Genomic DNA, 23988 nt, shown 5'->3' on the forward strand with positions numbered 1-23988 from the left:
AAAAAATAAATTTAACCAGAAAAACCTTGTTTTATTCTTTTGACACAGAGTTTTTTAAAAGGTCACAAAGGTACATTAACTTTTGTTTAATTTAGCAATATATTTAGTGTAATTGACTAGTTTTTTAACGTCTTTAAGTAAACCTATTGTGGTTCTGTATGGTACGTTTTTTTGGTCGTGATTATATCTTGCTATTTTGTTTAATTGTGTCCAATGTTTTCTAATTTCTTTTAATGCTTGAAAGTAATTAATATTCTCTGAATCATAGATATGAGTGGGTTCTGCTAAAATTCCATTCAACTCTAGAATCTTAAAATCCCCGTTTTCTACATCACTAAAAGAATTGTATTTAAGGTCTAATCTTCCATAAAACCAATCGTTAGATTGATTGTTTAATTTATTGAAAGTAGCTTCAAGTTTTTCTGAAATAAGATGATTTCCGTTGATAAAACGAGTTCCTTTTGAATGATTTCCAATAGATGATAATTTTATCTTTTTACCTTTTGAAATGATTTTTTGTAAATCTATATTCTTTGAATTCTCTTTAACTAGTTCTAAATAAATTTTAGCTCTATTATCTTTTTTTATGAGTTCTTCGATAGTTGATGTTCCATCACCAATAACATGTAAAAATTCTTTTAAAGTGATAGAGGTAATTTTACCTTTCTTCTCATTTGGTAATCGATGATAAAAGATTCCACATTCGTTTTCTTCAGTTAAAAATTCTTGAATTAAAATGTCTATTGGGTACTTTTCTAAATAGCTAATTAAATTGTCTTTATTCTCAATTTTCTTAACTAATAAGCCTCTAAAACCAATATCAGGCTTAGCTATTAAAGGATATGTTATTTTGTTGTTGTTAACTGCTTTTAATGTGTCTTCTATATTTGAATTAGCCTTATGAAATATCGTTTTTGGTAAATATTCCTGAGGTAATAATTGAAGTGTTTTGTGTTTAGATTCTGTTCCAATTCCAGAATTTTCAATACCAGGGTTGGTTGCTGTGTAGAAAACTAAACTACCAGCTTTTACTCCATGATAAAAAGCAAAAGGGATGTTGGGAATATAGAACATGTAAGAAGGCCAATGTTCCCAATTTAAGAGCTTTGTTAATTTAATATTTGACTTCAATTTATTTTTGAAATAGATTGTCTAAGAAAGCTTTTATAGTTCTAAATCCATAGTAAACGGTAAATAAAATTAAAAAACCACCTAGCGTTAGTAGTGTATAGGCTATATAATTTTTAGGGCTCTCAGTAAAAACCCGTAAAGCTTTGAATCCAATACTTAAAACTATTGGAGATACAATTAATAATCCAAGTAGAATTAAGAATCGTTTTACTACTTTGTCAAAAGTTGTAGTTTTAGTCATTATCAAAATTTTTAATAGCTTCTTTTACACTTCCGTATTTTTCTAGTAACTGACTTGCCGTTTTTTTGTCGATGTTTAGTTCAGAAACTAACATGTTTTCTCCGCGATTTACAAGTTTGTTGTTAGACAATTGCATATTAACCATTTTATTACCTTTTACTTTTCCAAGTTGAATCATGGTAGCAGTTGAAAGCATGTTTAAAACTAATTTTTGAGCTGTTCCTGCTTTCATTCTAGAACTTCCTGTGACAAATTCTGGTCCTACAACAACTTCTATAGGGAATTTAGCTGTTAATGCTAAAGGGCTTTTTTCGTTACAAGTAATACAGCCTGTGACTATATTGTTTTTATTACAATTTTCTAAAGCTGAAATTACATAAGGAGTAGTTCCAGAAGCAGCGATACCAATTACAATATCTTTTTCTGAAATGTTGTAATCAACTAAATCTAACCATCCTTGTTTTGTTGAATCTTCTGCAAATTCTACAGCTTTTCTGATAGCTGTATCTCCACCAGCAATTAATCCAACTACTAAATCATGAGATACACCAAAAGTTGGAGGGCATTCACTAGCGTCAACAATTCCTAAACGACCACTAGTCCCAGCACCTATATAAAATAATCGTCCACCTTCTTTTAATTTTAAAACTATTTGTTCAGTTAGTTTTTCAATTTGTGGTAATGATTTTTCAACTGCTAAAGGTACAGTTTGGTCTTCCTTATTTATGTTGAATAATAATTCAGAAATATTCATTTTTTCTAAATCATTATAGTTTGAATCTTGTTCTGTTGTTTTGGTGAATTTCATAATTCAAATTTACTAATTATAAACTTTTGAAAGCTATAAAAAATAAAGCTATTTATAGATGTTTAAATGGAAGATAGGAGAGAAGGTTGGAAGAGTATTTTGTTTAAATAAAAAAAGCAGATGAAATCTCATCTGCTTTTTAAATTTATTTATTGCTGTGTTATTAAATACTAGCTAAAATAGTATTTAATGTTTCACTTGGACGCATAATATCGTCAGCTAAATTATCAATAGGCTCGTAGTATCCACCAATATTAACTTCTTTACCTTGAACTGAGTTTAATTCATTTACAATTGTATCTACATTTGTAGCTAATTTTTCTGCCACAGGAGTAAATTGAGCTTTCAATTCGGCATCTTTATCTTGAGCAGCTAATGCTTGTGCCCAGTACATACCTAAGTAAAAATGAGAACCTCTATTGTCTAGTTCACCAGTTCTTCTAGAAGGACCTTTTTTATTATCAAGTAACTTATCAGTAGCATCATCTAATGCTTCTGCTAACACTTTTGCTTTGCTGTTGTTGTTTGTTTCTCCCAAGTGTTCTAAAGAAACAGCTAAAGCTAAAAATTCACCTAAAGAATCCCAACGTAAGTGGTTTTCTTCAACTAATTGTTGAACGTGTTTAGGAGCAGATCCTCCAGCACCAGTTTCAAATAAACCTCCACCATTCATTAAAGGAACAATAGAAAGCATTTTGGCAGATGTACCTAATTCTAAAATAGGGAATAAATCTGTTAAGTAATCACGTAATACGTTACCTGTAACAGAAATTGTGTTTTTTCCTTCTTTTACTCTTTCTAAAGTGTATTTAGTAGCTTCTACTGGAGATAATATTTTTATTTCTAAACCAGTTGTGTCGTGGTTTGGTAAATATTTTTCTACTTTTTTAATAATTTCAGCATCATGAGCTCTGTTTTTTCCTAACCAGAAAACAGCAGGTGTTTGAGTAGCTTTAGCTCTTGTTACAGCTAACTTTACCCAATCCTGAATTGGAGCGTCTTTTGTTTGACACATTCTCCAGATATCACCTTCTTCTACATTGTGTTCTAATAAAACAGCTCCGCTAGCATCAATTACTTGAACCTTACCGTTAGAAGCAATTTGGAAAGTTTTATCGTGAGAACCGTATTCTTCAGCTTTTTGAGCCATTAAACCAACATTAGGAACTGTTCCCATTGTTGTTGGGTCAAAAGCACCATTTTTTATGCAGAAATCGATAGTTTCTTGATATAATCCAGCATAAGAACTATCAGGAATTACAGCTTTAGTATCTTGTTGTTTTCCTTCTTTGTTCCACATTTGTCCTGAAGTACGAATCATTGCAGGCATTGAAGCATCAATAATAACATCAGAAGGAACGTGTAAGTTGGTAATTCCTTTATCAGAGTTAACCATGGCTACATCTGGGTTGTTAGCATAAATAGCGTCAATATCAGCTAGGATTTCAGCTTTTTTATCAGCAGGTAATTCTTCAAGGTTACTTAATAAATTACCAAATCCATTATTTACATCTACACCAATTTCTTCAAAAGTTTGTCCATGTTTAGCGAATAAATCTTTAAAGAAAACGCGAACAGCGTGACCAAAAATGATAGGGTCTGAAACCTTCATCATTGTAGCTTTCATGTGTAAAGAAAATAATAAGCCTTTTTCTTTAGTGTCTTTTACTTGTTCTTCTAGGAAAGTTAATAAAGCTTTTTTGCTCATTAATGAAGCGTCAATTACTTCTTCTGCTAATAATGAAACTTTCTCTTTTAAAACAGTTTTGTTTCCGTTTGAATCTGTATGAACAATTTGTACGTCAGTAGCTGCTGGAACTGTTGTTGATTTTTCACTGTGAGCAAAATCTCCATCGGTCATAGTTGCTACATGAGTTTTAGAGTCTGAACTCCATGCTCCCATTGAGTGAGGATTCTTTTTTGCGTAATTTTTTACAGCTTTAGGAGCTCTACGGTCAGAGTTACCTTCACGTAAAACTGGGTTTACTGCAGATCCTTTAACTTTGTTGTAACGTGCTAAAATTGCTTTTTCTTCTTCTGTATTGGCCTCTTCTGGGAAGTCAGGTAAAGCATATCCTAAGGCTTGTAATTCTTTGATAGCAGCTTTTAACTGAGGTACAGAAGCAGAAATATTAGGTAGTTTTATAATGTTAGCTTCAGGTTTCTTAGCTAAATCTCCTAAAAAGGCTAAAGCATCTTCTACTTTTTGTTCTTCTGTTAGATAATCTGAAAAGTTAGCAAGAATCCTTCCTGCTAAAGAAATATCTTTAGTTTCTATCTCTATGTTAGATGATTTTGTAAATGCCTTTACAATTGGTAAAAACGAACGTGTAGCTAACGCTGGAGCTTCATCCGTTTTTGTGTACATAATTTTAGCAGTCTTGTTCATGTTTATAGATAAAAAATTAAATTAATTTTGAAGTGATGCAAATTTAAGAATTCGGAATGAGTTTTTTGATGCTAAAATGTTATTAATTAGCTTGTTTTATTGCGAATATGATAAAATAAAAAAGAAAGATGCTGTTTTTGTTATTAAAAACAAAAGCCATATCAAACAATTTCTTGTCTAACATGGCTTTCTTTTGAAATAGTATTTGCACTGACCTGTATTGCTACATCGTCAAATAAAACAGTGTTTATGTTATTTCCTTAGAAATTACTGCTTAACTATTTTCAAATCGAAACATAATTTTTATAAATATTCCTTTATAAATTTTAATGTTTCTTTTGCTTTTAACGAACTCTAAAGTTAAATGTATTTAATAATTACTTATAACCAAATAATTATAAATTATGAAATAACTTATAATCATCATTAAATTGATATTGTCTACTTGCTTTAAAGTGTTTAAAAGCTTTATATAAAGAACGTTACTTTATAAGTTTATTTTAAATTATATATAGTAGTAACTATTTCTATTTAAGAATAAACTCTGTTCAAATATATGATGCAATTTTCTTGAAATAAAATATTTAATAGTTTAAATATCAACAAGATATAAACGTTGGTTATTAACATTTGTGAATAAAAAAAGCATTCTGTTTAAACAAAATGCTTTTTAATTTCTTTTGGAAAGAAAAATTCTTAGTTTCTTCTTTCTTTAATTCTTGCTTTCTTACCAGTAAGACCTCTAAAGTAGTAGATACGAGCTCTACGAACTTTACCTCTCTTATTAACTTCAATTTTTTGAATAGCAGGTAAGTTTACAGGGAAAATACGTTCAACACCTATAGTACCAGACATTTTTCTGATAGTAAATGTTTCAGAAGTACCTGAACCTCTTTTTTGAATTACTACTCCTCTAAAGAACTGAGTACGTACTTTTTCTCCTTCTCTAATTTCGTAATACACTGTAATAGTGTCTCCAGCTGAAAACTCTGGTAATTCGTTTTTTGTTACAAATTCTTCTTGAACAAATTTTACTAAATCCATTTTAATAAATATTTATATGGTTGTATAAAAGCAACATTCACGATTTTCGTCAGAGGTTGATTTTTGTGGCTGCAAATTTAAGACTTATTTTCTAATAATTAAACTCTAATTGTTAATTATTTTTTTGTTAGCTTTTTTCAATTCGCTTTTAATAAAGAGTTGGCTTAACGTTAATTAAGCGGTAAATATTTAAAAATACTTAAAGTTAATTTGATGTTTTTAGAATACTCTATGGATAGCTTTATGGTAATAATTTAAAGTATTGTTGTTAAGCTGAAAATAGGATTAATTTTTTTTGAGTTAAAAAGATAAAAAGGTAATAATTGTATTATACCCTAAAATTTTAATTATAAAATAAGTCCGAATTTACGTAAAATAAGTCCTAAAAACTGAAATAACTCCTAAAACACGTTATAGGATTCCTTTGTAAATAAAAGCTTTACTGTGCTTTATACTTTTGTTGGTCAATTGTTAAAATAATTTAGTAAAAGTATTTATTTTATGAACTATAGTAGAGCTGTTTTTTCTAGTGTTAGATTAAAAAAACAAAAGCATATCCTAGGGGATTTATTCTTATCAGTAAAAAAACAAGTGTTTTTTATTTATGGAGTGTTTTTTTTAAGCTCATTTTTTTTAGTCAGCTTGTTTAATAAACTTTCACTTCACTTATATATAAATAAGTTTCATACTCCTTTCTTCGATTTCTTTTTTAAATATACAACACATTTAGGTGATGGAATCATGTTTGGTGTTTTAGTTCTTCTTTTCTTTTTTATAAATAAAAGAATGTCTTTAGTTTTTTTAACAAGTGGAGTCTTAACCCTTGTTATAACTCACTTTTTTAAGAAAATAATATTTAAAGGGGTACCAAGACCAGTTGGAGCTTTAGGAGAAGAAAGTTTATATTTAATTAAAGGGGTGAAAATGGCGTATTGGAATAGCTTTCCTTCTGGTCATACAATTACAGCCTTTGCTATTTTTACTATTCTGTGTTTATATTTTAGAAAAAGCGGCTTACAATATTTATGGTTAGGATTAGCTTTAATAGCTGGTATGTCTAGAGTGTATCTTTCTCAACATTTTTGGATTGATATTTTTGTAGGATCGATTGTAGGGATTTTGATAGGTTTTGTAAGTATGGGGTTATTTTGTTCAAAAAAAGCAAATTAAGTTAATGGAATGGTCATATAAAAATATGACAATAGTACTTATAGTTTTAGGAACTTTACTAAGACTTTTTTTAGGTGGAGTTTTGGAGTTTGGAAATGATGAAGTCTATTATTGGTTGTATGCAAAGTATCCTGATTTAAGTCATTTTGATCATCCTCCTATGGTTGGTTTTTTTATTCAGTTTTTTACAGGGAATTTATATTTTGATTCAGAGTTTTTTATTCGATTAGCAGCAATTATACCTACAAGTATAAATATGTATGTTATTTTTTTAATAGGAAGTTATATTAAAAATGAAAAAGTAGGTTTTATCGCTGTACTATTATATCACTTACATATTTATGGTTTTATAATTGCTGGAACATTTATACTTCCCGATTCTCCATTAGTTTTCTTTTGGTTGTTGAGTTTTTATTTTTTTATTCAGGCTTTACCTCAAGTGTCTAGTAAAGAATTAAACAATAAACTTCTTTTGGCATTTTTCTTTGCGGCTTGCGCTATTTATTCTAAGTATCAGGCTGTTTTTTTACTACTTGGTGTAGCTTTATATGTTGTTTTCTTCTCAAGGTCTTGGTTGAAAAATATATGGTTATATGTAGGGTTTATTTTTCCTTTGGTAGCTATTGGTTTAATATTTTACTGGAATTATGAGAATGACTTTATTAGTTATAAATTTCATAATAAAAGAGTGTCATTGTTTAGTTTAGATTTTAATGTCAATTCTTTTATAAGGGAAGTTTTAGGGCAGTTTATTTATAACAACCCATACATAGTTGTTACTTTTATATTGGTGTTGATTGCTTTTTTTAAGAAAAAGTTTACTTTTAATAAATCTACACAATACTTTTTCTATTTGTGTAGCATTCCGTTAATTTTAACTACAATCTATCTTTCATTATATAGAAACACACTACCGCATTGGTCTGGGGTTGCCTATGTTACATTGTTACCAATTATAGCATTGTTTATTGTAGATAAAAAGAATATCATAAAGAGATTATTAGTTGGTGTAACTGTACTTTCAATATTATTGATTGTGGTTTCACAAGTAATTAATAGAGGAATAATGTTATCTGTAGATACTACATTAGAAAAAGAAAAATTAGGAAAGAATGATGTTTTATTAGATATGTATGGGTGGGAGCAGGCTTCTAAAAAGCTATTAATGATTTTTAAAGAATATGATTTGAACCAAATTCCTATTGTATCGAATAATTGGTATCCAGCTGCACATATAGATTATTATATAGCTAGACCAAATGGTATGAAGGTATATGGGCTTGGAACTTTAGATAAAATACATAAGTATTATTGGATTAATAAAGAAAATTCAAAATTAGGAAATGAAGTTTTGTATATAACTGATGGTAGAAATTTTAAAGATCCCAGAGATTTATATGCAGATGAATACCAAAATATTTCAATAATAAAAGCTGTCCCGATAGAAAGAAAAGGAATTATTGTAAAGTATATATTTTTATATAAGATGTCTAAGGCTTAGGTTGATAGTTAGTACAGTAATAGACCCAAAATTTACGAACTTCCTTGTTGTTATAATGAAGTATTATAGGTTCTAGTTCGGTGACAGTGTTAAAATATGGGAGGAGTTTTTTAGGTATGTCTCCTTTCATATTTTTGTTTTTAAAACGTTTGTCAGAATCTAGAAAAATAGCATTTTTATTATTTAATAAAGATAAATTGTCTCCCAGATAATCAAAGTGTAAAGCAGGTAAGCCAATAATATTTTGAGCATATACTTTTTCTTCCATAAAAAAGTTTAAGGCAGCTGAAGTCTTATACCCATCATCAGCAAAAATAAAAGTATCTGGAGTATATGTTTTTTGAATTTCTTTTGTTTTATTTGCTAATTCACTCCAGCCAACCCATGTATCATCACTTTTAATAGGAACTAAATAAAATAAAATTTGAAGGCTTAATAGTAAGTGTAATCCTATTGAAGAGATTACTTGGTACTTGACGAGTTTTTTGGAAATAAACATTCCTGCCAAAATAATTCCAGTGATGTAAGAAGGCATCATCCAGTTTAATTTAACCCAATAAATTGGAGAGATAGCAAAAAATCCAATAAATGTAGGGATAAAAAAGGCTAATAAAAACAATGTTTTATTACTAGGTAATTTGAATTTAGTGAGTGCTCTTTTTATGTATTTGGTAGTAAAAACAATAATAACTCCAAAAAGAATAGGTAATAGTAATAAAGTTTGGTGGCAAATAGCTCCTAAAAAATATTTAGGTGATAAGTTAAACTCAGAAATATCTCCAGTTCTATTAGAGGATTGAAAAACAAATGAAGCGAAATCATGTTGGTAATTCCACCACCAAATAGGAAGGGTTACTAAAGCAGAAATGACTAAACTAATCCATAGCCAAGGTGTTAAAAGTAATCTTCTATATTTATTAGAAAACAAAACAAAAGCTATCAATCCAAATTGTAATAATAAAGCTGTGTATTTACTATTAAAGGCTAGACCCATAGCGATACCTGCATAAATCCAATATGTTTTTTTGTTTTCAAAAATAGCTTTGAATAAACAAATAATACTAAGTGTCCAAAACAATAAAAGAGGTACATCTGGTGTTGAGTTAAAAGATAGTATTGAAATAAACAGCGTAGATGTTATAAGAATTATTGCGTTGTTTAATTTTTGCTTAGATAGAAATTTGGAAGCTAGTTTGTAAAAACAAATGAGAGTTAGCGAAGTAATGGTAAAATCGGCTAGTTTTACAATAAAAACAGATTTTCCAAAAACAAATGTAAAACCTCTTAAAATATATCCTATCATACCAGGATGATCGAAGTATGATAGGGATAAGTTTTCACCGTAAAAATGATAATAAGCATCTTGTGGCATTAGTCCCATAAAAGGAAGAAGGATTAGTCTGAATAACTGAAATCCAAGAATAATACTTATTATCGGATGCTGTTTGGTGAAATTGATAAGTTTAGTCATTTAAAAGATCTGGTCTAATTAGTTGTGTCCGCTCATATGCTTTTTCGTTTCGCCATTCTTCTATTTTTGGAAAATTACCTGACAATAATATGTCTGGAACTTTCATGCCTTCATATTCAGAAGGTCTCGTATATACAGGAGGCGATAGTAAGTTGTCTTGAAAACTATCAGTTAAAGCAGATTGTTCATCTCCTAATACTCCTGGGATTAATCGAATAACGGCATCACATAAAATTGCAGCAGCTAATTCACCTCCGGTTAAAACATAGTCGCCAATAGATATTTCTTTAGTGATATATTTATCACGAACTCGCTGATCTACACCTTTATAGTGTCCTGTTAAGATAATAATATTTTCTTTTAATGACAAAGAATTTGCCGTAGCTTGATTCAAAGTTTTGGCATCTGGAGTCATGTAGATAATTTCATCGTATGTTCTCTCTGCTTGAAGTTTTTCAATGCATTTAGCTATAGGTTCAATCATTAAAACCATACCAGCGCCACCACCAAATTGCATGTCGTCTAGTTTTTTATAGGAACCAATTCCATAATCTCTTAAGTTATGAAAATGTACTTCGGCTAAACCTTTATCTATAGCGCGTTTCATCATTGAATGTTCAAACGGGCTTCTCAGTAGTTCTGGAGCTACAGTAATAATATCTATACGCATAGCTGCAAATGTACAAGAATTATAATTTCTTTTTTAAGAAATTCTTTGCAGAAAATTTAAATTTTCTCTTTAAAAGGTATCTCTTTTTTAAGTTCTTTCTTTTTTGTGTTTCCAGGAAAAGTTAATGAAGTACTCGAATACAATGTTCCAAAAGTTATATTAGCGTAATACACTTGAGAAATTGCATCTTCAATTTGTTGTGGTGATAATTCTTTTAGTGGATGTGTAAAAACTGACCATAAGATTTCATCTGAAAGTGCATACTTAACATCTAAAGCAGTATGAAAATTTGCAACTAATGAATTTAAAATTAATTCTTCCGTAAGTTGTTCTTTTTTGGCTATGGGAGAAATAATTCTCATTCGATTTGCTTTTTTGTCGGCTACACAAATCAGTATTCTGTTTTTATAAATAAATCTCCATGTATTGTTTTTACTTAAGAGACTATCAGAACTTTTAGTTATTATCTCATCTAGCTTTTCAATACTCATATTTTGAGCCTTGATTGTGTAACTAAAGAAAACTAAAAAAAAGAATACTAACTTCATGTGAAAACAGTTTTTAATAGAGTCGGAAAAAGATTGAAAAACTGACAGGTTAGCTTAGGATTCGGGAAATATTTTTTTAAATTTTTTAGGAAGTTCTTTTTTTATATTTATTAACTCATTTGTAAATGGATGTATGAACTCTAATGATGTGGCATGTAAATACAATCCTTTACCATTTAAAACAAATCCATCTATATAATATTCCTTATCACCAAGTATAGGGTTTCCTATAGAAAGTAGGTGTTTTCTTAGTTGATGTTTCCTACCTGTAGCTGGTTTGAGTTCTACTAAATTTAAGTATTTAAAGCGTGGAGAAGTATGCGTTTGAATGGTTTTATAATGTGTAAGAGCGTTTTTAGAATCGATAGGGTAGTTTATTTCTTCATTAATCTCCATTTTATCGATAGTAATTGCATGATATGTTTTTTGAATATTCTTTTTTTCAAATAATTGATTTAGTAAAGTAATACTTGAAGTTGTTTTGCCTATCAAAAGAAGTCCGCTGGTAGGGTAATCTAAACGATGAACTGGTCTCGGGCGTACAGCATCAAATAAAGCACTTTTTGTTAGGTTTTGTTCTAAAGAATTATCGATGGTAGCAAAAGAATTTCCACTGACTAAAATCCCAGAAGGTTTGTATACAATGGCTAAATGTTCATCTTCAAATAAAACTTCTAAAGAAAAATTGAATTTTTTAACTGTAGAATTTTGTTCGATTTTAAATAGCTCTATGGTTTCATTACCTCTAATGAATAGAGCAGTAGAAGCTAGTTTTCCATCAACAAAAACCAACTCTTTTTTTATGGCCTTTTTTATACCAGATTTTGTAGGAATAGTTTTAAATATTCCAACGGCATATTCTTGTAATCGAATAGGATTTTCTAATAAAGGTACTTTGTGTGTCTCTGATAGTGTCATTAAAACCCAACAGCTTTATCATCACCTCTAGGGTCAGCTCCTCCTTCTAGTTTTCCGTTGTTTAAAACTAAGATTCCTTCAACTTTACCAATAACTGGAGCATCCTCTTCGTTTAACGTATATCCAATTTTTTGTAGATCTTGTTTTACCGTTGTATCAAATTTATTAGGTTCCATCATTACAACATCTGGCAACCACTGATGGTGAAAACGTGGTTGATTCACAGCTTCTTGCATTCCCATTTTAAATTCATGTACATTTAAAATGGTTTGTAAAACAGAAGTAATAATAGTTGATCCTCCCGGAGTTCCAACGACCATCCATAACTTACCGTTTTTTTCAACAATGGTAGGAGTCATAGAACTTAACATTCTTTTTTCTGGTACTATTTCATTGGCTTTTGCTCCAATTAACCCAAACATATTAGGAACACCTGGTTTGCTGCTAAAATCGTCCATTTCATTATTTAAAAAGAAACCTAAATCTGAGCAGTATAGTTTAGAGCCATAAGCTCCATTAATAGTTGTAGTAACCGATACAGCGTTTCCAAATGAATCTACAATTGAATAGTGTGTTGTTTCGTTACTCTCAACCATTTGAATGCTTCCGTGTGATACATCTTTTGATGATGTTGGTTTTTCAAAAGAAAAATCGTTCATTCTATCTTTTGTGTATTCTTTACTAATTAATGTTTTCAATGGAATTTTCACAAAATCAGGATCTCCTAAGAAATGGCTTCTGTCTGCATAAGCTCTTCTTTCTGCTTCTGTAATTACTTGAATGGTTTTAGTAGCGTTATGTCCGTACTTGTCTAATTCATAAGGCTCAATAGCATTCATAATTTGTGCTAAACAAATTCCTCCACTTGATGGTGGTGACATTGATATTACTCTTAAATCATCGTATGAAAAAGTGATTGGTGTACGCCATTTAGCTTCGTATTTAGCTAAATCTTCTTCGGTCATAATTCCACCGTTGTCTTGCATAAATTTTACAAGACGTTTAGCAGTTTCTCCTTTATAAAATTCATCACGTCCATTTTTTAAAATACGTTCAAAAGTTTCTGCTAAAGCTGGATATTTAATAGTGTCGTTCTTTTTCCAGTTTTTATCAAAAATGATAGGTTCTTTATTGGCTTTTAAAAAATAAGGTTGGTATTTTTTTATTCTTTTTTCTTGTTTTTCAGTAACAATAACTCCTCGTTTAGCTAAAGCAATTACTGGAGTTAATATTTTAGACATTGGTAAGCTTCCAAATTTTTTATGAGCTTCAAAAACTCCTGCCATTGTACCAGGAATTCCAACTGCCATAGCACCTAAAGTACTTTTGTTTTTAATAATGTTACCTTCTTCATCTAAAAACATATCTTTTGATGATGCTAGTGGTGCTTTTTCTCTATAATCTAAAGCTCCAATTTCTCCATCATTTTTTCGATACACCATAAAACCACCACCGCCAATATTTCCTGCATATGGATAAGCTACAGCTAAAGCTAATTCAGTTGCAGCCATTGCATCAAAAGCATTACCTCCTTGTTTAAGAATGTCTGAGCCAATTTTAGAAGCTTCTTCACGAGCAGAAACAACCATAGCTTTGTCGGTAATTAAACCTGTAATTTTTTCTTTTTCTTTAGGTGTTGTTTTACAACTAACAATACTAATTAATGAAAGAGCGATTAGAAATGTTTTTTTCATATGTTTAAGCAGTCTGATTTAGTTTTGAATTGCAAAAATTACGTAGTTCCTCAAAAAATAAGGTGAAATCTTCTTCTAATGTTTGATAGTGGATTAATAGATCTTCAGTAGCCAAATTCATTTTTGATTTACCTTGAGTTCGTCTATTCATTCCGTTTAATACTTCTTGAATTCCTTTGGCAAACTGGTAATTGTAGAGCCAGTTGTACTTTACCATATAAGGAAGTAGTTCTTGTGTTTTTTCAGGGAGTATATCAATGTTTTCTTCTAATAATTTATATACTGAGTTAGTATATACATCAAGTGGTATTTCTGAATACTTTTTCCAGTTTCTAGCTAAGAAGTGATCGTAAAAAATATCAATGATAACGCCATTGTAATGTCTGTAGCGTTCATGTAATCTTCTTTTACTTTTTCTAACGATTTCGTGAGTGTCAGTAAAAGTATCTATTTCTCTATGTAAAATAATGCCTTTTTTTATGCCTTCGGGAAAGTGTGAAAACTTATTTCCTTTAATATGATCGGCAATAAAATTTCCAATCATCAACTCAGTATCACTTCCAGATAGGTATAGATGGGCTAAAAAATTCATTTGATAAATGTAAAAAAAAACCACAACTTAAAAGTTGTGGTTTTAAAAAATATGTTTTTGACTAGTTTTTTATTGGAGTATTTTTTAAAATTTCTAATAAAAACTTCCAATATTTTTGAGTTGAAGAAATTTGAGCACGTTCATCAGGAGAATGTGCTCCTTTAATATTAGGTCCGAAAGAAACCATATCCATGTTAGGATAGTTTTGACCTAAAATTCCACATTCCAATCCAGCATGACAAGCAGCTACATTAGGTTTTTCTCCATGTAAATCTTCATATAATTTAGTAACTGTTTGTAATATTTCTGAATTTACATTTGGCAACCATCCAGGGTAAGAACCAGAAAACTCTACGTTAAATCCTGCTAATTCAAAAGCAGCACGTAATGAATTTGCTAAATCCCATTTGTTTGTCTCAGAAGAAGAACGTGTTAAACATCCTATTTTAATGTTTCCTTCTTTAACAATAACACGAGCAATATTGTTAGATGTTTCTACCAGTCCTTCAATATCTGGACTCATACGATATACTCCGTTTAAAGCAGTGTATAAAGATTTGATTAAACCTTCTTGAACTCCTAAATCCATTACTTTACTTGGAGTTTCAGCAGGTGTTAATTCAATAGATAAATTAGGTTCTAAAGTCGCAAATTCAGCTTTAATACTGTTGATTAATTCGTGAATTTCAAATAAGAAAGGTTCTTTAGAAACTGTATCGATTATCACAGTAGCAAAACTTTCACGTGGAATTGCGTTGCGTAAGCTTCCTCCGTTTATTTCAGAAACACGTAAGCCAAAATTGGTAAAACCATCAAATAATAAACGATTCATTATTTTGTTAGCATTTCCTAAACCTTTAATGATGTCCATTCCTGAATGACCACCGTTTAATCCAGTAATTGAAATTTGAAAAGCAGTGGTGTTTTCTGGAGTGTCTTCTTCGTTATAAGTTCTAGTAGCTGTAATATCTACACCACCAGCACATCCCATACCTATTTCATCATCTTCTTCGGTGTCTAGGTTTAATAAGATTTCACCTTGTAAAATCCCACCTTCAAGTCCCATAGCACCAGTCATACCAGTTTCTTCATCAATGGTAAATAAAGCTTCAATAGCTGGGTGTTCAATATCAGTTGATTCTAAAACCGCCATAATAGAAGCAACTCCTAATCCGTTATCGGCTCCTAAAGTAGTTCCATCAGCTTTAACCCAATCACCATCTACAAACATTTTGATTCCTTCAGTATCGAAATCAAAATCAGTATCGGCATTTTTTTGGTGAACCATGTCTAAGTGACTTTGCATTACTACCATTTTACGGTCTTCCATACCTGCTGAAGCTGGTTTACGGATAATTACATTTCCAACTTTGTCAACCATGGTTTCTAAATTTAAGTTATTACCAAAATCAACCATAAATTGAATTACTCTTTCTTCTTTTTTAGAAGGACGAGGTACAGCATTTAAGTCAGCAAAATTTTTCCAAACTGCCTTAGGTTCTAAGTTTTTTATTTCCGAATTCATTGTGAATTGTTAGTTTAGTTTTAAAGTACGAAGATACTTTTTTTAGATGAAATATATTGGTCGTTTCTTAGTTGAAAAATTGTAAATTCGCAGCATGGATTTTTCATCAAAATTATTAGAAAATGCAGTGAATGAAGTAAGTCGATTACCGGGTATTGGTAAGCGAACAGCGCTCCGTTTGGTGTTACATTTATTAAAGCAACCTAAAGAAAATACAAAGTATTTAGCAGAGGCTTTAACGAACTTACGTAATGATGTAAATTCATGTAAGAAATGTCATAATATTTCTGATACTATTTTATGTGACATTTGTAGTAATCCAAACAGAAATGAAGAAATTGTTTGTGTGGTTGAAGATATCCGTGATGTAATGGCTATTGAAAGTACTGCACAATTTAAAGGTTTGTATCATGTATTGGGAGGTAAAATTTCACCTATTGAAGGTATTGGACCTCAAAACTTAAAAATAGAATCGTTAGTTGAAAAAGTTAAAGAAGGTGAAATTAAAGAGTTGATTTTTGCTTTAAGTTCTACTATGGAAGGTGATACCACAAATTTCTACATATATAAGCAGATTGAAAAATACAATATAACTACTTCTACTATTGCAAGAGGTATTGCTGTAGGAGGGGAGTTAGAATATGCTGATGAGGTTACCTTAGGAAGAAGTATTGTTAATAGGATTCCTTTTGAAAAAAGCCTTAAATCTTAAGTTGTTATTTGTTATTCTAAATTAGTGATTTAATATTTCATTTAAAACCATAGTTTTTAAAGAGATTTTAAGGTCTAAAAATGAAAAAAATCAACATTTTATAAATGTTGATTTTTTATAAATATTAAATTCGATATGTTGTTATTTGATTACTTATTTTTTGATAGTTATTCTCTTATATGTATATTATCTTCTGCACATTAAAAAAACTTTAACATCTTCAATGTTGTTAAAATAAATAGGGGTTGTGTTTTCTTTATTTCTTTAATTTCTGATTTAGTTAAATTATTTTGTTTTATTCCTAACTCCTCTCTTAATTTATTCTAGTTACTAATAATGTTTTCATTTTGAGAACATGATAAAAGTAATAGAGGGATAATGTATAGTAAATTTCTTAGCTTCATTTTTTTATCTTCTTTTTCAATATTTTTAAAAATTTAATTAGTAAATATCCTATAATGATGTATACTATTATATTTATAATTTGCCATAAAGCAATGTTCATAATTTTATTGAGTTTTAAATTAACATAGCGAACTAAGATAAAAATAAGTCTTTTAATCTCTTTTTACGGTAAGTTTACAAAGGAATTTCTAGTATCTTTTGTTCTTTTTTATGTAAAAGAGTAGTGGTTAGCTATATAGGTGTAAAAAAAGTTGTAGGTTTTGGAAGTTTAGATTTACAGATACTTCACTTTTGTTTTAACTTTAGGTTTATTTTTTTTTGACTTATTGATATTTGTGTTTGTTAATTGAATTTCTTTTGAGGAATTAATTAAAGGTAGCTAGCTTTTTTTATAATTATAAAAGCTGTTATTCTTTTTTCATTAACTCCATTCCAAAGTTTTTTATTTGTTCAAGTATTGGTAGTACTTTTAGTCCTTTATCAGTAAGAGAATATTCAACTCTTGGTGGAATTTCCGGGTAGGCTTTTCTATTTAAGATGTTAGAGGAGGTCATTTTTTTTAATTCTTGAATTAGCATTTTCTCGCTAATCTCAGGAATTAATCTTTTTAATTAGGTATAAAGAAAAGTTTTTTACATAAATGAGTTGGAGTCACTATCGAAACCTACAAATAAAATATAGCCAAAAGCTTCTCTTAATTCCTTACGTTTTTCAATAGAAAACTTGTTTGGAATTACTCTTAATTCTCTTAGGTTTGGAAGTGAAAGAAGTTCTTTGGGTAAATCTTCTATGGGATTTCCACCTAGTTCTATACTTTCTAGAGATGTTAGTTCTAGTATTTCTTTAGGAAAAGAACTGAAAGAGTTCTTTGATAGTATTAAGGTTTTTAAGTTCTTTAAGTTGGTAATGGATTTTGGGAGTTGTTCTAACTCATTAGAATTTAAATTAAGCCAAGTAAGACTTTGTGGTAACTTTGAAAACTCTTCTATATTGTTATTGTGAGCGCTTAGTGAGTCTAATTTTGGGAGTTTTTCTAAAGAAGGGAGTTTTGTTAGTTGATTACATTCAATATTTAATCGTTTTAACTCTATTAACTCAGCTAATTCGTTTGGTAAATGACTTAAATGATTATTTGATATGTCAAATACGTTTAGGTTTTGTAGTTTGATAATGTCTTTACTTATACTTTCTAATTTATTATGTGATAGGTCTAAATCTTGTAGTTTGGATAAAGAAAATAAGGACTTAGGAAGGTTTTTTAAGTATTCGTTTTTTGCTTTAATTTCCTCTACGTTTTGAAAGAGTCCAATTTCTTCTGGTATAATTCCTTCTTTAGAACCATTGCCTCTAATCCATTTTGTTGAGATGTTATGTTTTTCGCCAAAAAAAGCATAATAGCCTTTTTCTAAAATTTCGGGTGTTGTTTTTTTGTATTCTTCACGGAGAGATATTTTATAAGTAATAGGTTCTTTAGAATTGAATATCATGTCGTATTCTGAGTCATGCCATAAAGCGCTAGATATTAAATAAGTATCCTGTTTTTTGAGTTGTTTAAATTCTTCAGTTTTTGTAGAATGAATAGCTGCTATTTCAACAAGTCCTAAAAACAATTCTTTAAAAAGATCTAATTCAACTTCCATTTCATTATACCAGTTGTCAATACCTTCAAATATTTGGTTTATTACATCTGTCAGATCAATTTCCCAATCTAACCAATCATCATTACCCCATTCTTGGTATTCGCTTTCAGAACCAAAATAAAGAGTTACTCCGTTGTTGTAATAATCATCCCAGTTTATGGCAATGGTACCCGTGTTTTCTTCAAAAGGAATTTCTTTATATGCTGATTGCAAGCGTTGCTCAATTTTTATTAAATCGATTTTCCAATTCCAGTTTTCAAGTCGCTCAATAATTTCTGGATGGTCTTCTTTTATCCATAAATTTTTAGTTTTTTTTAAATAAATTAGGGCTTCATGTATATAGCTGTTAATATTTTCTTTGTAATTACTCATTTTCTGTTTTCATATTAAAAAATTGTAGCATTCGTAATGCTTTTCAGTTCTATATTTGTCAAGATTCTGTCCTAAAGTATTGAAAGGAGTTAATAGAAGAATAAGTGTTTTATATTCTTTTCATAAGCTTTTCTTTGGTGATAGCTAATATACTTAAAAGCAAATTTATTTTAAAGTATGTTAGTACTAAATACCCATTAAAAAATGTATTTAGTTGTGTTTTTTTATATGAAAATAAGGATATAGTTTTTATTATATTCGGCCCCCTGAATAAAATAAACTATAGAAGTTTTTTGATATCTATTTTGCTTTTTAAGAGTAAAAAATTAAAGCATTAGAACTTTATCGAAACATTTTACAAATAGATATGGATTCCCCTTAAATAATTGATGTTCCTTAGAGTTATTCTATTATCATAAACTTTCTAAAAACATCAGTAAACTGTTCACCAGCATACTTTGCTAATTCGGGACTTTTAAAACAAAGGTGAGAACCCACGTCTGAAAATGTAACCCAACGGCCATGGTCATCATAGCGAAATCCTGACGAGCTCATTTTAAACCAAGGATAGTATTTGTGTTCATTAGGGTTGCTCCAATCAGGGACCCATTCTTCATTTAAAGATTTACATAATAATTCAATGATGTACTGATACTTTAAATGTTTTGGAGTGTTTTCAAACATTTTGTCAAGTTTTTCTTGTGTAATGTTATTGTCATTCAAAACATCTTGAATAGTTCTGATGGCTTCCGTTATTTTTTTAGGTATAGCCTCAAGTTCAATTTCACCTGTTTCTTTGTCGAAATTTTTTACGATAAATCCTTTAGGGATTTCAATTTTTAATGTTTCCATAATTTTTGTTTTTAATTAATAATTACTCCTTAGGGAGTTTTTTATGTTCTATTAATTATAATAAAATTGATTTTATGAAGAATTTTAAAAAAGAAAACTCTTTTGAATTAGTTGTTAATTGTAGTATTAAGAAGAAGTATGAAAGACAAATTATTAACTAAAGACTGTTTTTGAAAAAGCTTTTGTTGCTTTTTTAATTAATAATACTAACTGCACATGGGAAATTGAGGGAAATCATTATTAGTGCAGTTAGTTGTTGTCTAAGATTGTTTGTTTAATTATTTCTGTAAATGTATGGTAAGTGGAATGTTGTTATTGTAACAAATGTTACAAATTAAAAGAAAACATTAGTTTAAGATGTTGTTAGTTTTGAAATTAAATTATAATTGTTTTATTGTAGTCATCCCATTTTTGTAAGAGAAAAGATTCAATACTTACAATTTCATTTTTTGTTAATAGTTTTTCAAAGTGTTGTACATAAGAAATGATGTACTTTTTATAATATTCAAAAGAACCGTCTTTTAACCTAAATTTAAAAGAATTCCATTCTTGAAATTCATTTAGAATATTGTTTAAAAAGTGGTTTCTGATTTTTTTGTTTTTAAGTGATTCTTCAAGGCCGTTTTCTATAAAGCGTTCAAACTGTTCTTTGCCAGCTTGTCCACAACAGCTAATGTTCCTTGCAATTGCAAGATTATGGGTCTCAACACACCAGCTGTATTTTTTTAGGATAGCTTCGATATCCCACATTTGTTCAATTTCATGCTCTAAATCATTGGTCCTTAAAAATTCAATATAATTAGGAATCCATTTTTTGTTTTGGTGAACTAATGAAAGTATGGCATAAGTTCCAGCCGGAGGTCCTTGGTCATATTCGTTTCTTATTATTAATCGATTGCCATCTTCACCATTATCAGTGATTTTACAATACTCTAAAATTAATGGAGCTAAACTTTCGTGTTTAGCTACTAATTCAAAAAAAGATAGTTCTTCTAATATTTTAGAAGTGCTAGTATCATCGATAAATTTTATTTCAAACTTTATGCTATCTAATCTATTGTTGTTGTGAAGAATTGTGTTAGTTTGTTTACAGCAGGGATATAATAGTTTTGTTTTTTTAATAGAAAGAATTATAGTTTCAAGTATTTGCTTTAAATCTATTTCGTTTAAATAATTGTCGTCAGAATTTTTGGTAAGAATATTTTCTTGCTGAACTTCTCTTTCTACATATTCATTACCAGTGAAACCAAAAGCGTTTATAGAAATTTTTATCTCATTCATTATTTAGTGGGGGTAGTTTGTAGCGAATATACTTAAAACAAAACTATGTTTAATGGTTGTGAAGAATAAAAAAGCTCTCTGAATAGAGAGCTGATTTAATAATTGGATGGTATTTTATCTTGGGTTGAAAGAAAAATTTGTTGGATTACCATGTCCGTGATGTAGACACCAGAAAGTACCACCTTGTACTACTGAATTCATTGATTCTGCTGTGGCTTCAAATACAGTTCCATCACCACAAGTTACAGAACCATATCCTCCACCTTTAATTGATTGTAGCTCTTCTTTGTTTAAAGTTGCACCTAAGTTTGAAATGTTGTTTATCATAATATGAAAATTTAAGTTTCTCAAATAAAGGCAATTAAGGCGTGTTATTTAGGGTGATTTCATAAGCGTAAGTAAGAAATGTATATACGATTGATTGTGAGTAAGAAATCAATTTTTATAGTTTTCTTAAGGAAGAGAGACTTTTTTTTGAAATAAAAAAGAAAAGAAGCTGTCCCCCCCCGGATACTTCTTTTCTAAATTAACTAATCAATCAAACTATTAAAAAAAACTTTTAGTTTATACTTCAAAGATAGTAGGGTATGGTAGTTGTTTTATTGAAAATTAGATGAATAGAGTGAAAGTGTAGTTGAGATGTGGTAATGTGTAATTAAAAGAAAAAAAAGATTGGTTTACTTAGTTGAATGGTGTTATGAATGTATTTGTTATGATTTTTTATGTATAAAAAAAACCTCCAAATTTAGTTGGATAAGATAAGGAAGAGAGGAGGTAAGAAAAGAGGTGGAATAGGGTTATTTTCTAATTAGAAAAACTTTATGAGTATCTGCTAATTTAGAAAAAGAGTTTATAGATTTAAAATACCCCAATCGATTATGTCCTTCAATTAAATGATGATTTTTCTGAATTTTTATATTAGTGTTGTCTAATTCAGGGAAATCTATAGGTTTTATAATTATAGGAGGTGTAGCCCAAGTTTTATTGTTTTTCCAGTAATTAAGATCTTTAGGGTTTAAGTATGAAAAACTCTCAAAGCTCTTGTGTTTTGATTTCATATCTACATAAGAGCTGAACTTGTTAAGTATAGTAAGCTTATTAATTTGATTTGTTGTGAGTTCAATTAAACTGAATTTTACTTCATAAAAATTAATAGATGAATAATTTTTAATAGTAAAAGATTGATTAAAATGTGGGTACATCCATTGTTCTAGTACTTCGTCAGGAATATGGTTAAAAGCATTGTTTTTTCTAATTCTGATAAGATAGTCTTGAAAAGACTCGTTAGTTAAACGTTTTAGTTCTAAAAAGGAATTTGACATCTCATTCTAATTTAAAAATTTGGGTTAAAATTAGTTTTGAGAATTGATTAAGTTGAAATAATTAGATAAAGTGAATGAATCTATAGGTGAATTGAAGGTTTCGTTAATTTGAATAGGTACTGGTGGAAGTGTTAGAAAATGGATAATTCTGAATTTGTAGTGAATTCTTCAAGAAACTTCATTCCTTTGTAAGAGTTTCCTTTAGTGTTTAATTTAGGGCTCCAAACAGCAATACTATATTTTCCTGGGTGTACAGCTATAATTCCACCGCCAACACCACTTTTACCAGGTAACCCGACTTTAAAAGAAAACTCTCCAGACTCATCATAAAATCCACAAGTTTGCATTAAAGCATTGATTCTTTTTGATTGACTCTTGGTTAAAATTTGAGAATTTGTTGTTGTTTTTCCTTCGTTAGCTAAAAATAAAAATACTTCGGAAAGTTCTTTGCAATTCATTTCTAAAGAACAAAGGTCGAAATAGAAATCAAGAACATCATCAGGGTCATTTTTTATGTTTCCAAAAGATTTAATAAAGTTACATAAGGCAATATTTCTAAACCCAACTTCTTTTTCAGAAGTAGCAATTTTACTAGAATAGTTTAATTTTGGATTGTTGCTTATGTTTCTTACAAAATCTAAAAAGTCATTTTTAGGATTGTCTAATATGCTGAGAAGAATGTCTGAAATAACTATAGCACCAGCGTTTATAAATGGATTTCGCGGTATTCCATTATCAGTTTCAAGTTGAACTAAAGAATTAAAGGCATTACCAGAAGGTTCAACTCCAAGTCGGTTCCAGATATCTTCCCCAAGAGTTCGGTAAGCTAAACTTAATGATAAAACTTTGGAAATACTTTGAATAGAAAATTTTTCAGAATAATCTCCAATACCGAAGTTCAAATTATCTAATGTAGATATATGGACCCCAAAATTTAAAGGGTCCACTTTTGCTAATTGAGGTATGTAAGTGGCTAATTCACCTTTGTTCTCAATGTTACTTGTTTTTTTGTATACTTCTTTTATTACTTCTGTAAAATCCATTAATGAAGATAATTGAAAGGATAAATGAGTTTTAAGAGTTAGAATTGAAACTTAACTTTTGGTTATTTTAACTGTTTAATTTTTTGTCTTCGTCAATAAGTTCTTGTTCGTATTTATCCCAAGATTTTTTAGCTCTAATTTTTTTGTAAAAACGAATTCCTATCATTAGTAAAACGCCAAAAAGAATAATGCCTATAACTCCCCATACCCAATTAATGGTGCTTTTTAGAACAACTAAAAATACAACTGCAAATAAAATTATGGTTGGAGCTTCATTAAAAATACGAAGCTTGGTAGAGGAGTAGCGGATTTTGTTATTTTGTAGTTCACTATATATTTTGTGGCAAAATCCATGATAAAAATATAAGGCTAATACGAAGGAAAGTTTTATATGCATCCATGGCATTTCTAAATAAATAGGATTTTTCCAAAGCATCCAAAAAGCAAAAAAACTAGTTAAAAATAAGGATGGCCAAGTAATTATATACCATAAACGTTTAGACATTAATTTGTATTGAGTTTGTAAGATGGATTTGGCAGGTTCGTCTTTTTTTTCAGCTTCTACATGGTAAATGAATAAACGGCCAATATAGAATAACCCTGCAAACCAAGTTACTACAAAAATAATGTGTAAAGCTTTTACATATAAAAAATCCATA

The 23988-nt window shown here is 29.4% G+C and carries 23 protein-coding genes; 3 read left to right on the forward strand and 20 right to left on the reverse strand.

Going from position 1 to position 23988, the window contains the following annotated elements; all coding sequences use genetic code 11:
* Positions 1-75: 75 nt before the first annotated feature.
* The 5 genes from Q0958_RS09270 to rplS form a co-directional block, all read right to left on the reverse strand.
* Positions 76-1131, reverse strand: coding sequence for a D-alanine--D-alanine ligase (locus tag Q0958_RS09270; RefSeq protein WP_299122261.1), 1056 nt, complete (start codon positions 1129-1131; stop codon positions 76-78).
* 1 nt (position 1132) lies between these two features.
* Positions 1133-1372 (reverse strand): DUF6095 family protein, encoded by a 240-nt coding sequence (locus Q0958_RS09275; RefSeq protein WP_299122263.1) that lies wholly within the window; start codon positions 1370-1372, stop codon positions 1133-1135.
* The gene (gene murQ / locus Q0958_RS09280; protein ID WP_299122265.1) at positions 1365-2180 is read right to left on the reverse strand and encodes an N-acetylmuramic acid 6-phosphate etherase; all 816 of its coding nucleotides are present in this window, start codon (positions 2178-2180) and stop codon (positions 1365-1367) included. Before murQ ends, Q0958_RS09275 begins: the two co-directional genes overlap by 8 nt.
* A 163-nt stretch (positions 2181-2343) precedes the next feature.
* Positions 2344-4569 (reverse strand): NADP-dependent isocitrate dehydrogenase, encoded by a 2226-nt coding sequence (locus Q0958_RS09285; RefSeq protein ID WP_299122269.1) that lies wholly within the window; start codon positions 4567-4569, stop codon positions 2344-2346.
* A gap of 696 nt (positions 4570-5265) precedes the next feature.
* Positions 5266-5613: a 50S ribosomal protein L19 gene (gene rplS / locus Q0958_RS09290; protein WP_150899700.1), complete on the reverse strand. Its 348-nt coding sequence runs from the start codon at positions 5611-5613 to the stop codon at positions 5266-5268.
* Positions 5614-6114: 501 nt separating this feature from the next.
* Between rplS and Q0958_RS09295 the strand changes: the two genes are divergently transcribed.
* Both Q0958_RS09295 and Q0958_RS09300 read left to right on the forward strand, forming a co-directional pair.
* Positions 6115-6783: a phosphatase PAP2 family protein gene (locus Q0958_RS09295; RefSeq protein WP_299122271.1), complete on the forward strand. Its 669-nt coding sequence runs from the start codon at positions 6115-6117 to the stop codon at positions 6781-6783.
* Between the two features lie 25 nt (positions 6784-6808).
* On the forward strand, positions 6809-8284 hold the full coding sequence (locus tag Q0958_RS09300; protein ID WP_299122272.1) for a glycosyltransferase family 39 protein: 1476 nt from the start codon (positions 6809-6811) through the stop codon (positions 8282-8284).
* Here Q0958_RS09300 and Q0958_RS09305 read toward each other — a convergent pair.
* The 7 genes from Q0958_RS09305 to Q0958_RS09335 all read right to left on the reverse strand — a co-directional run bounded on the left by Q0958_RS09305 (position 8274) and on the right by Q0958_RS09335 (position 15702).
* Positions 8274-9755, reverse strand: coding sequence for a glycosyltransferase family 39 protein (locus Q0958_RS09305; RefSeq protein WP_299122274.1), 1482 nt, complete (start codon positions 9753-9755; stop codon positions 8274-8276). The two genes, Q0958_RS09300 and Q0958_RS09305, sit on opposite strands and share 11 nt — an antisense overlap.
* Positions 9748-10425, reverse strand: coding sequence for a tRNA (guanosine(37)-N1)-methyltransferase TrmD (gene trmD / locus Q0958_RS09310; RefSeq protein WP_299122276.1), 678 nt, complete (start codon positions 10423-10425; stop codon positions 9748-9750). The genes Q0958_RS09305 and trmD overlap by 8 nt, the downstream gene beginning before the upstream one ends.
* 56 nt (positions 10426-10481) lie before the next feature.
* A complete protein-coding gene (locus Q0958_RS09315) occupies positions 10482-10973 on the reverse strand; it encodes a hypothetical protein (protein WP_299122277.1) in 492 nt (163 codons plus the stop codon).
* Between the two features lie 54 nt (positions 10974-11027).
* Positions 11028-11891 (reverse strand): RluA family pseudouridine synthase, encoded by an 864-nt coding sequence (locus Q0958_RS09320; protein ID WP_299122278.1) that lies wholly within the window; start codon positions 11889-11891, stop codon positions 11028-11030.
* Complete coding sequence (ggt, locus tag Q0958_RS09325) at positions 11891-13585, reverse strand: gamma-glutamyltransferase (protein WP_299122279.1); 1695 nt, start codon at positions 13583-13585, stop codon at positions 11891-11893. Before ggt ends, Q0958_RS09320 begins: the two co-directional genes overlap by 1 nt.
* 4 nt (positions 13586-13589) lie before the next feature.
* A complete protein-coding gene (locus Q0958_RS09330) occupies positions 13590-14177 on the reverse strand; it encodes an ACP phosphodiesterase (protein ID WP_299122280.1) in 588 nt (195 codons plus the stop codon).
* A gap of 61 nt (positions 14178-14238) precedes the next feature.
* Positions 14239-15702, reverse strand: coding sequence for an aminoacyl-histidine dipeptidase (locus tag Q0958_RS09335; RefSeq protein WP_299122281.1), 1464 nt, complete (start codon positions 15700-15702; stop codon positions 14239-14241).
* A gap of 94 nt (positions 15703-15796) precedes the next feature.
* Between Q0958_RS09335 and recR the strand changes: the two genes are divergently transcribed.
* The gene (gene recR / locus Q0958_RS09340; protein ID WP_299122282.1) at positions 15797-16414 is read left to right on the forward strand and encodes a recombination mediator RecR; all 618 of its coding nucleotides are present in this window, start codon (positions 15797-15799) and stop codon (positions 16412-16414) included.
* Positions 16415-17226: 812 nt separating this feature from the next.
* On the opposite strand, the gene Q0958_RS09345 is transcribed toward recR, so the two are convergent.
* The 8 genes from Q0958_RS09345 to Q0958_RS09380 all read right to left on the reverse strand — a co-directional run bounded on the left by Q0958_RS09345 (position 17227) and on the right by Q0958_RS09380 (position 23987).
* On the reverse strand, positions 17227-17418 hold the full coding sequence (locus Q0958_RS09345; RefSeq protein WP_299122395.1) for a winged helix-turn-helix transcriptional regulator: 192 nt from the start codon (positions 17416-17418) through the stop codon (positions 17227-17229).
* Between the two features lie 33 nt (positions 17419-17451).
* The gene (locus Q0958_RS09350) at positions 17452-18831 is read right to left on the reverse strand and encodes a leucine-rich repeat domain-containing protein (protein ID WP_299122283.1); all 1380 of its coding nucleotides are present in this window, start codon (positions 18829-18831) and stop codon (positions 17452-17454) included.
* Between the two features lie 402 nt (positions 18832-19233).
* Positions 19234-19683 (reverse strand): hypothetical protein, encoded by a 450-nt coding sequence (locus tag Q0958_RS09355; RefSeq protein WP_299122284.1) that lies wholly within the window; start codon positions 19681-19683, stop codon positions 19234-19236.
* A gap of 375 nt (positions 19684-20058) precedes the next feature.
* Complete coding sequence (locus Q0958_RS09360) at positions 20059-20964, reverse strand: hypothetical protein (RefSeq protein WP_299122285.1); 906 nt, start codon at positions 20962-20964, stop codon at positions 20059-20061.
* Between the two features lie 114 nt (positions 20965-21078).
* Positions 21079-21291 (reverse strand): hypothetical protein, encoded by a 213-nt coding sequence (locus tag Q0958_RS09365; RefSeq protein WP_299122286.1) that lies wholly within the window; start codon positions 21289-21291, stop codon positions 21079-21081.
* 470 nt (positions 21292-21761) lie between these two features.
* A complete protein-coding gene (locus tag Q0958_RS09370) occupies positions 21762-22286 on the reverse strand; it encodes a hypothetical protein (RefSeq protein WP_299122287.1) in 525 nt (174 codons plus the stop codon).
* Positions 22287-22417: 131 nt separating this feature from the next.
* Entirely contained in the window at positions 22418-23329 is a 912-nt protein-coding gene (locus Q0958_RS09375) for a glutaminase (RefSeq protein WP_299122288.1), read from the reverse strand.
* 67 nt (positions 23330-23396) lie between these two features.
* Positions 23397-23987, reverse strand: coding sequence for a CopD family protein (locus Q0958_RS09380; RefSeq protein ID WP_299122289.1), 591 nt, complete (start codon positions 23985-23987; stop codon positions 23397-23399).
* Position 23988 lies beyond the last annotated feature (1 nt).

This window comes from uncultured Tenacibaculum sp. (genome assembly GCF_947499065.1).
Classification (GTDB): domain Bacteria; phylum Bacteroidota; class Bacteroidia; order Flavobacteriales; family Flavobacteriaceae; genus Polaribacter.

What these genes read in the sequence shown, in the direction of transcription:
- Q0958_RS09355 (WP_299122284.1), bottom strand. Translation starts at nt 19,683, where the DNA reads ATGGAAACATTAAAAATTGAAATCCCTAAAGGATTTATCGTAAAAAAT.
- Q0958_RS09275 (WP_299122263.1), bottom strand. Translation starts at nt 1,372, where the DNA reads ATGACTAAAACTACAACTTTTGACAAAGTAGTAAAACGATTCTTAATT.
- recR (WP_299122282.1), top strand. Translation starts at nt 15,797, where the DNA reads ATGGATTTTTCATCAAAATTATTAGAAAATGCAGTGAATGAAGTAAGT.
- Q0958_RS09330 (WP_299122280.1), bottom strand. Translation starts at nt 14,177, where the DNA reads ATGAATTTTTTAGCCCATCTATACCTATCTGGAAGTGATACTGAGTTG.
- Q0958_RS09375 (WP_299122288.1), bottom strand. Translation starts at nt 23,329, where the DNA reads ATGGATTTTACAGAAGTAATAAAAGAAGTATACAAAAAAACAAGTAAC.
- Q0958_RS09335 (WP_299122281.1), bottom strand. Translation starts at nt 15,702, where the DNA reads ATGAATTCGGAAATAAAAAACTTAGAACCTAAGGCAGTTTGGAAAAAT.
- Q0958_RS09350 (WP_299122283.1), bottom strand. Translation starts at nt 18,831, where the DNA reads ATGAGTAATTACAAAGAAAATATTAACAGCTATATACATGAAGCCCTA.
- Q0958_RS09320 (WP_299122278.1), bottom strand. Translation starts at nt 11,891, where the DNA reads ATGACACTATCAGAGACACACAAAGTACCTTTATTAGAAAATCCTATT.
- Q0958_RS09315 (WP_299122277.1), bottom strand. Translation starts at nt 10,973, where the DNA reads ATGAAGTTAGTATTCTTTTTTTTAGTTTTCTTTAGTTACACAATCAAG.
- ggt (WP_299122279.1), bottom strand. Translation starts at nt 13,585, where the DNA reads ATGAAAAAAACATTTCTAATCGCTCTTTCATTAATTAGTATTGTTAGT.
- Q0958_RS09305 (WP_299122274.1), bottom strand. Translation starts at nt 9,755, where the DNA reads ATGACTAAACTTATCAATTTCACCAAACAGCATCCGATAATAAGTATT.
- murQ (WP_299122265.1), bottom strand. Translation starts at nt 2,180, where the DNA reads ATGAAATTCACCAAAACAACAGAACAAGATTCAAACTATAATGATTTA.
- Q0958_RS09295 (WP_299122271.1), top strand. Translation starts at nt 6,115, where the DNA reads ATGAACTATAGTAGAGCTGTTTTTTCTAGTGTTAGATTAAAAAAACAA.
- Q0958_RS09300 (WP_299122272.1), top strand. Translation starts at nt 6,809, where the DNA reads ATGACAATAGTACTTATAGTTTTAGGAACTTTACTAAGACTTTTTTTA.
- Q0958_RS09380 (WP_299122289.1), bottom strand. Translation starts at nt 23,987, where the DNA reads ATGGATTTTTTATATGTAAAAGCTTTACACATTATTTTTGTAGTAACT.
- Q0958_RS09360 (WP_299122285.1), bottom strand. Translation starts at nt 20,964, where the DNA reads ATGAATGAGATAAAAATTTCTATAAACGCTTTTGGTTTCACTGGTAAT.
- Q0958_RS09365 (WP_299122286.1), bottom strand. Translation starts at nt 21,291, where the DNA reads ATGATAAACAACATTTCAAACTTAGGTGCAACTTTAAACAAAGAAGAG.
- trmD (WP_299122276.1), bottom strand. Translation starts at nt 10,425, where the DNA reads ATGCGTATAGATATTATTACTGTAGCTCCAGAACTACTGAGAAGCCCG.
- Q0958_RS09285 (WP_299122269.1), bottom strand. Translation starts at nt 4,569, where the DNA reads ATGAACAAGACTGCTAAAATTATGTACACAAAAACGGATGAAGCTCCA.
- Q0958_RS09370 (WP_299122287.1), bottom strand. Translation starts at nt 22,286, where the DNA reads ATGTCAAATTCCTTTTTAGAACTAAAACGTTTAACTAACGAGTCTTTT.
- rplS (WP_150899700.1), bottom strand. Translation starts at nt 5,613, where the DNA reads ATGGATTTAGTAAAATTTGTTCAAGAAGAATTTGTAACAAAAAACGAA.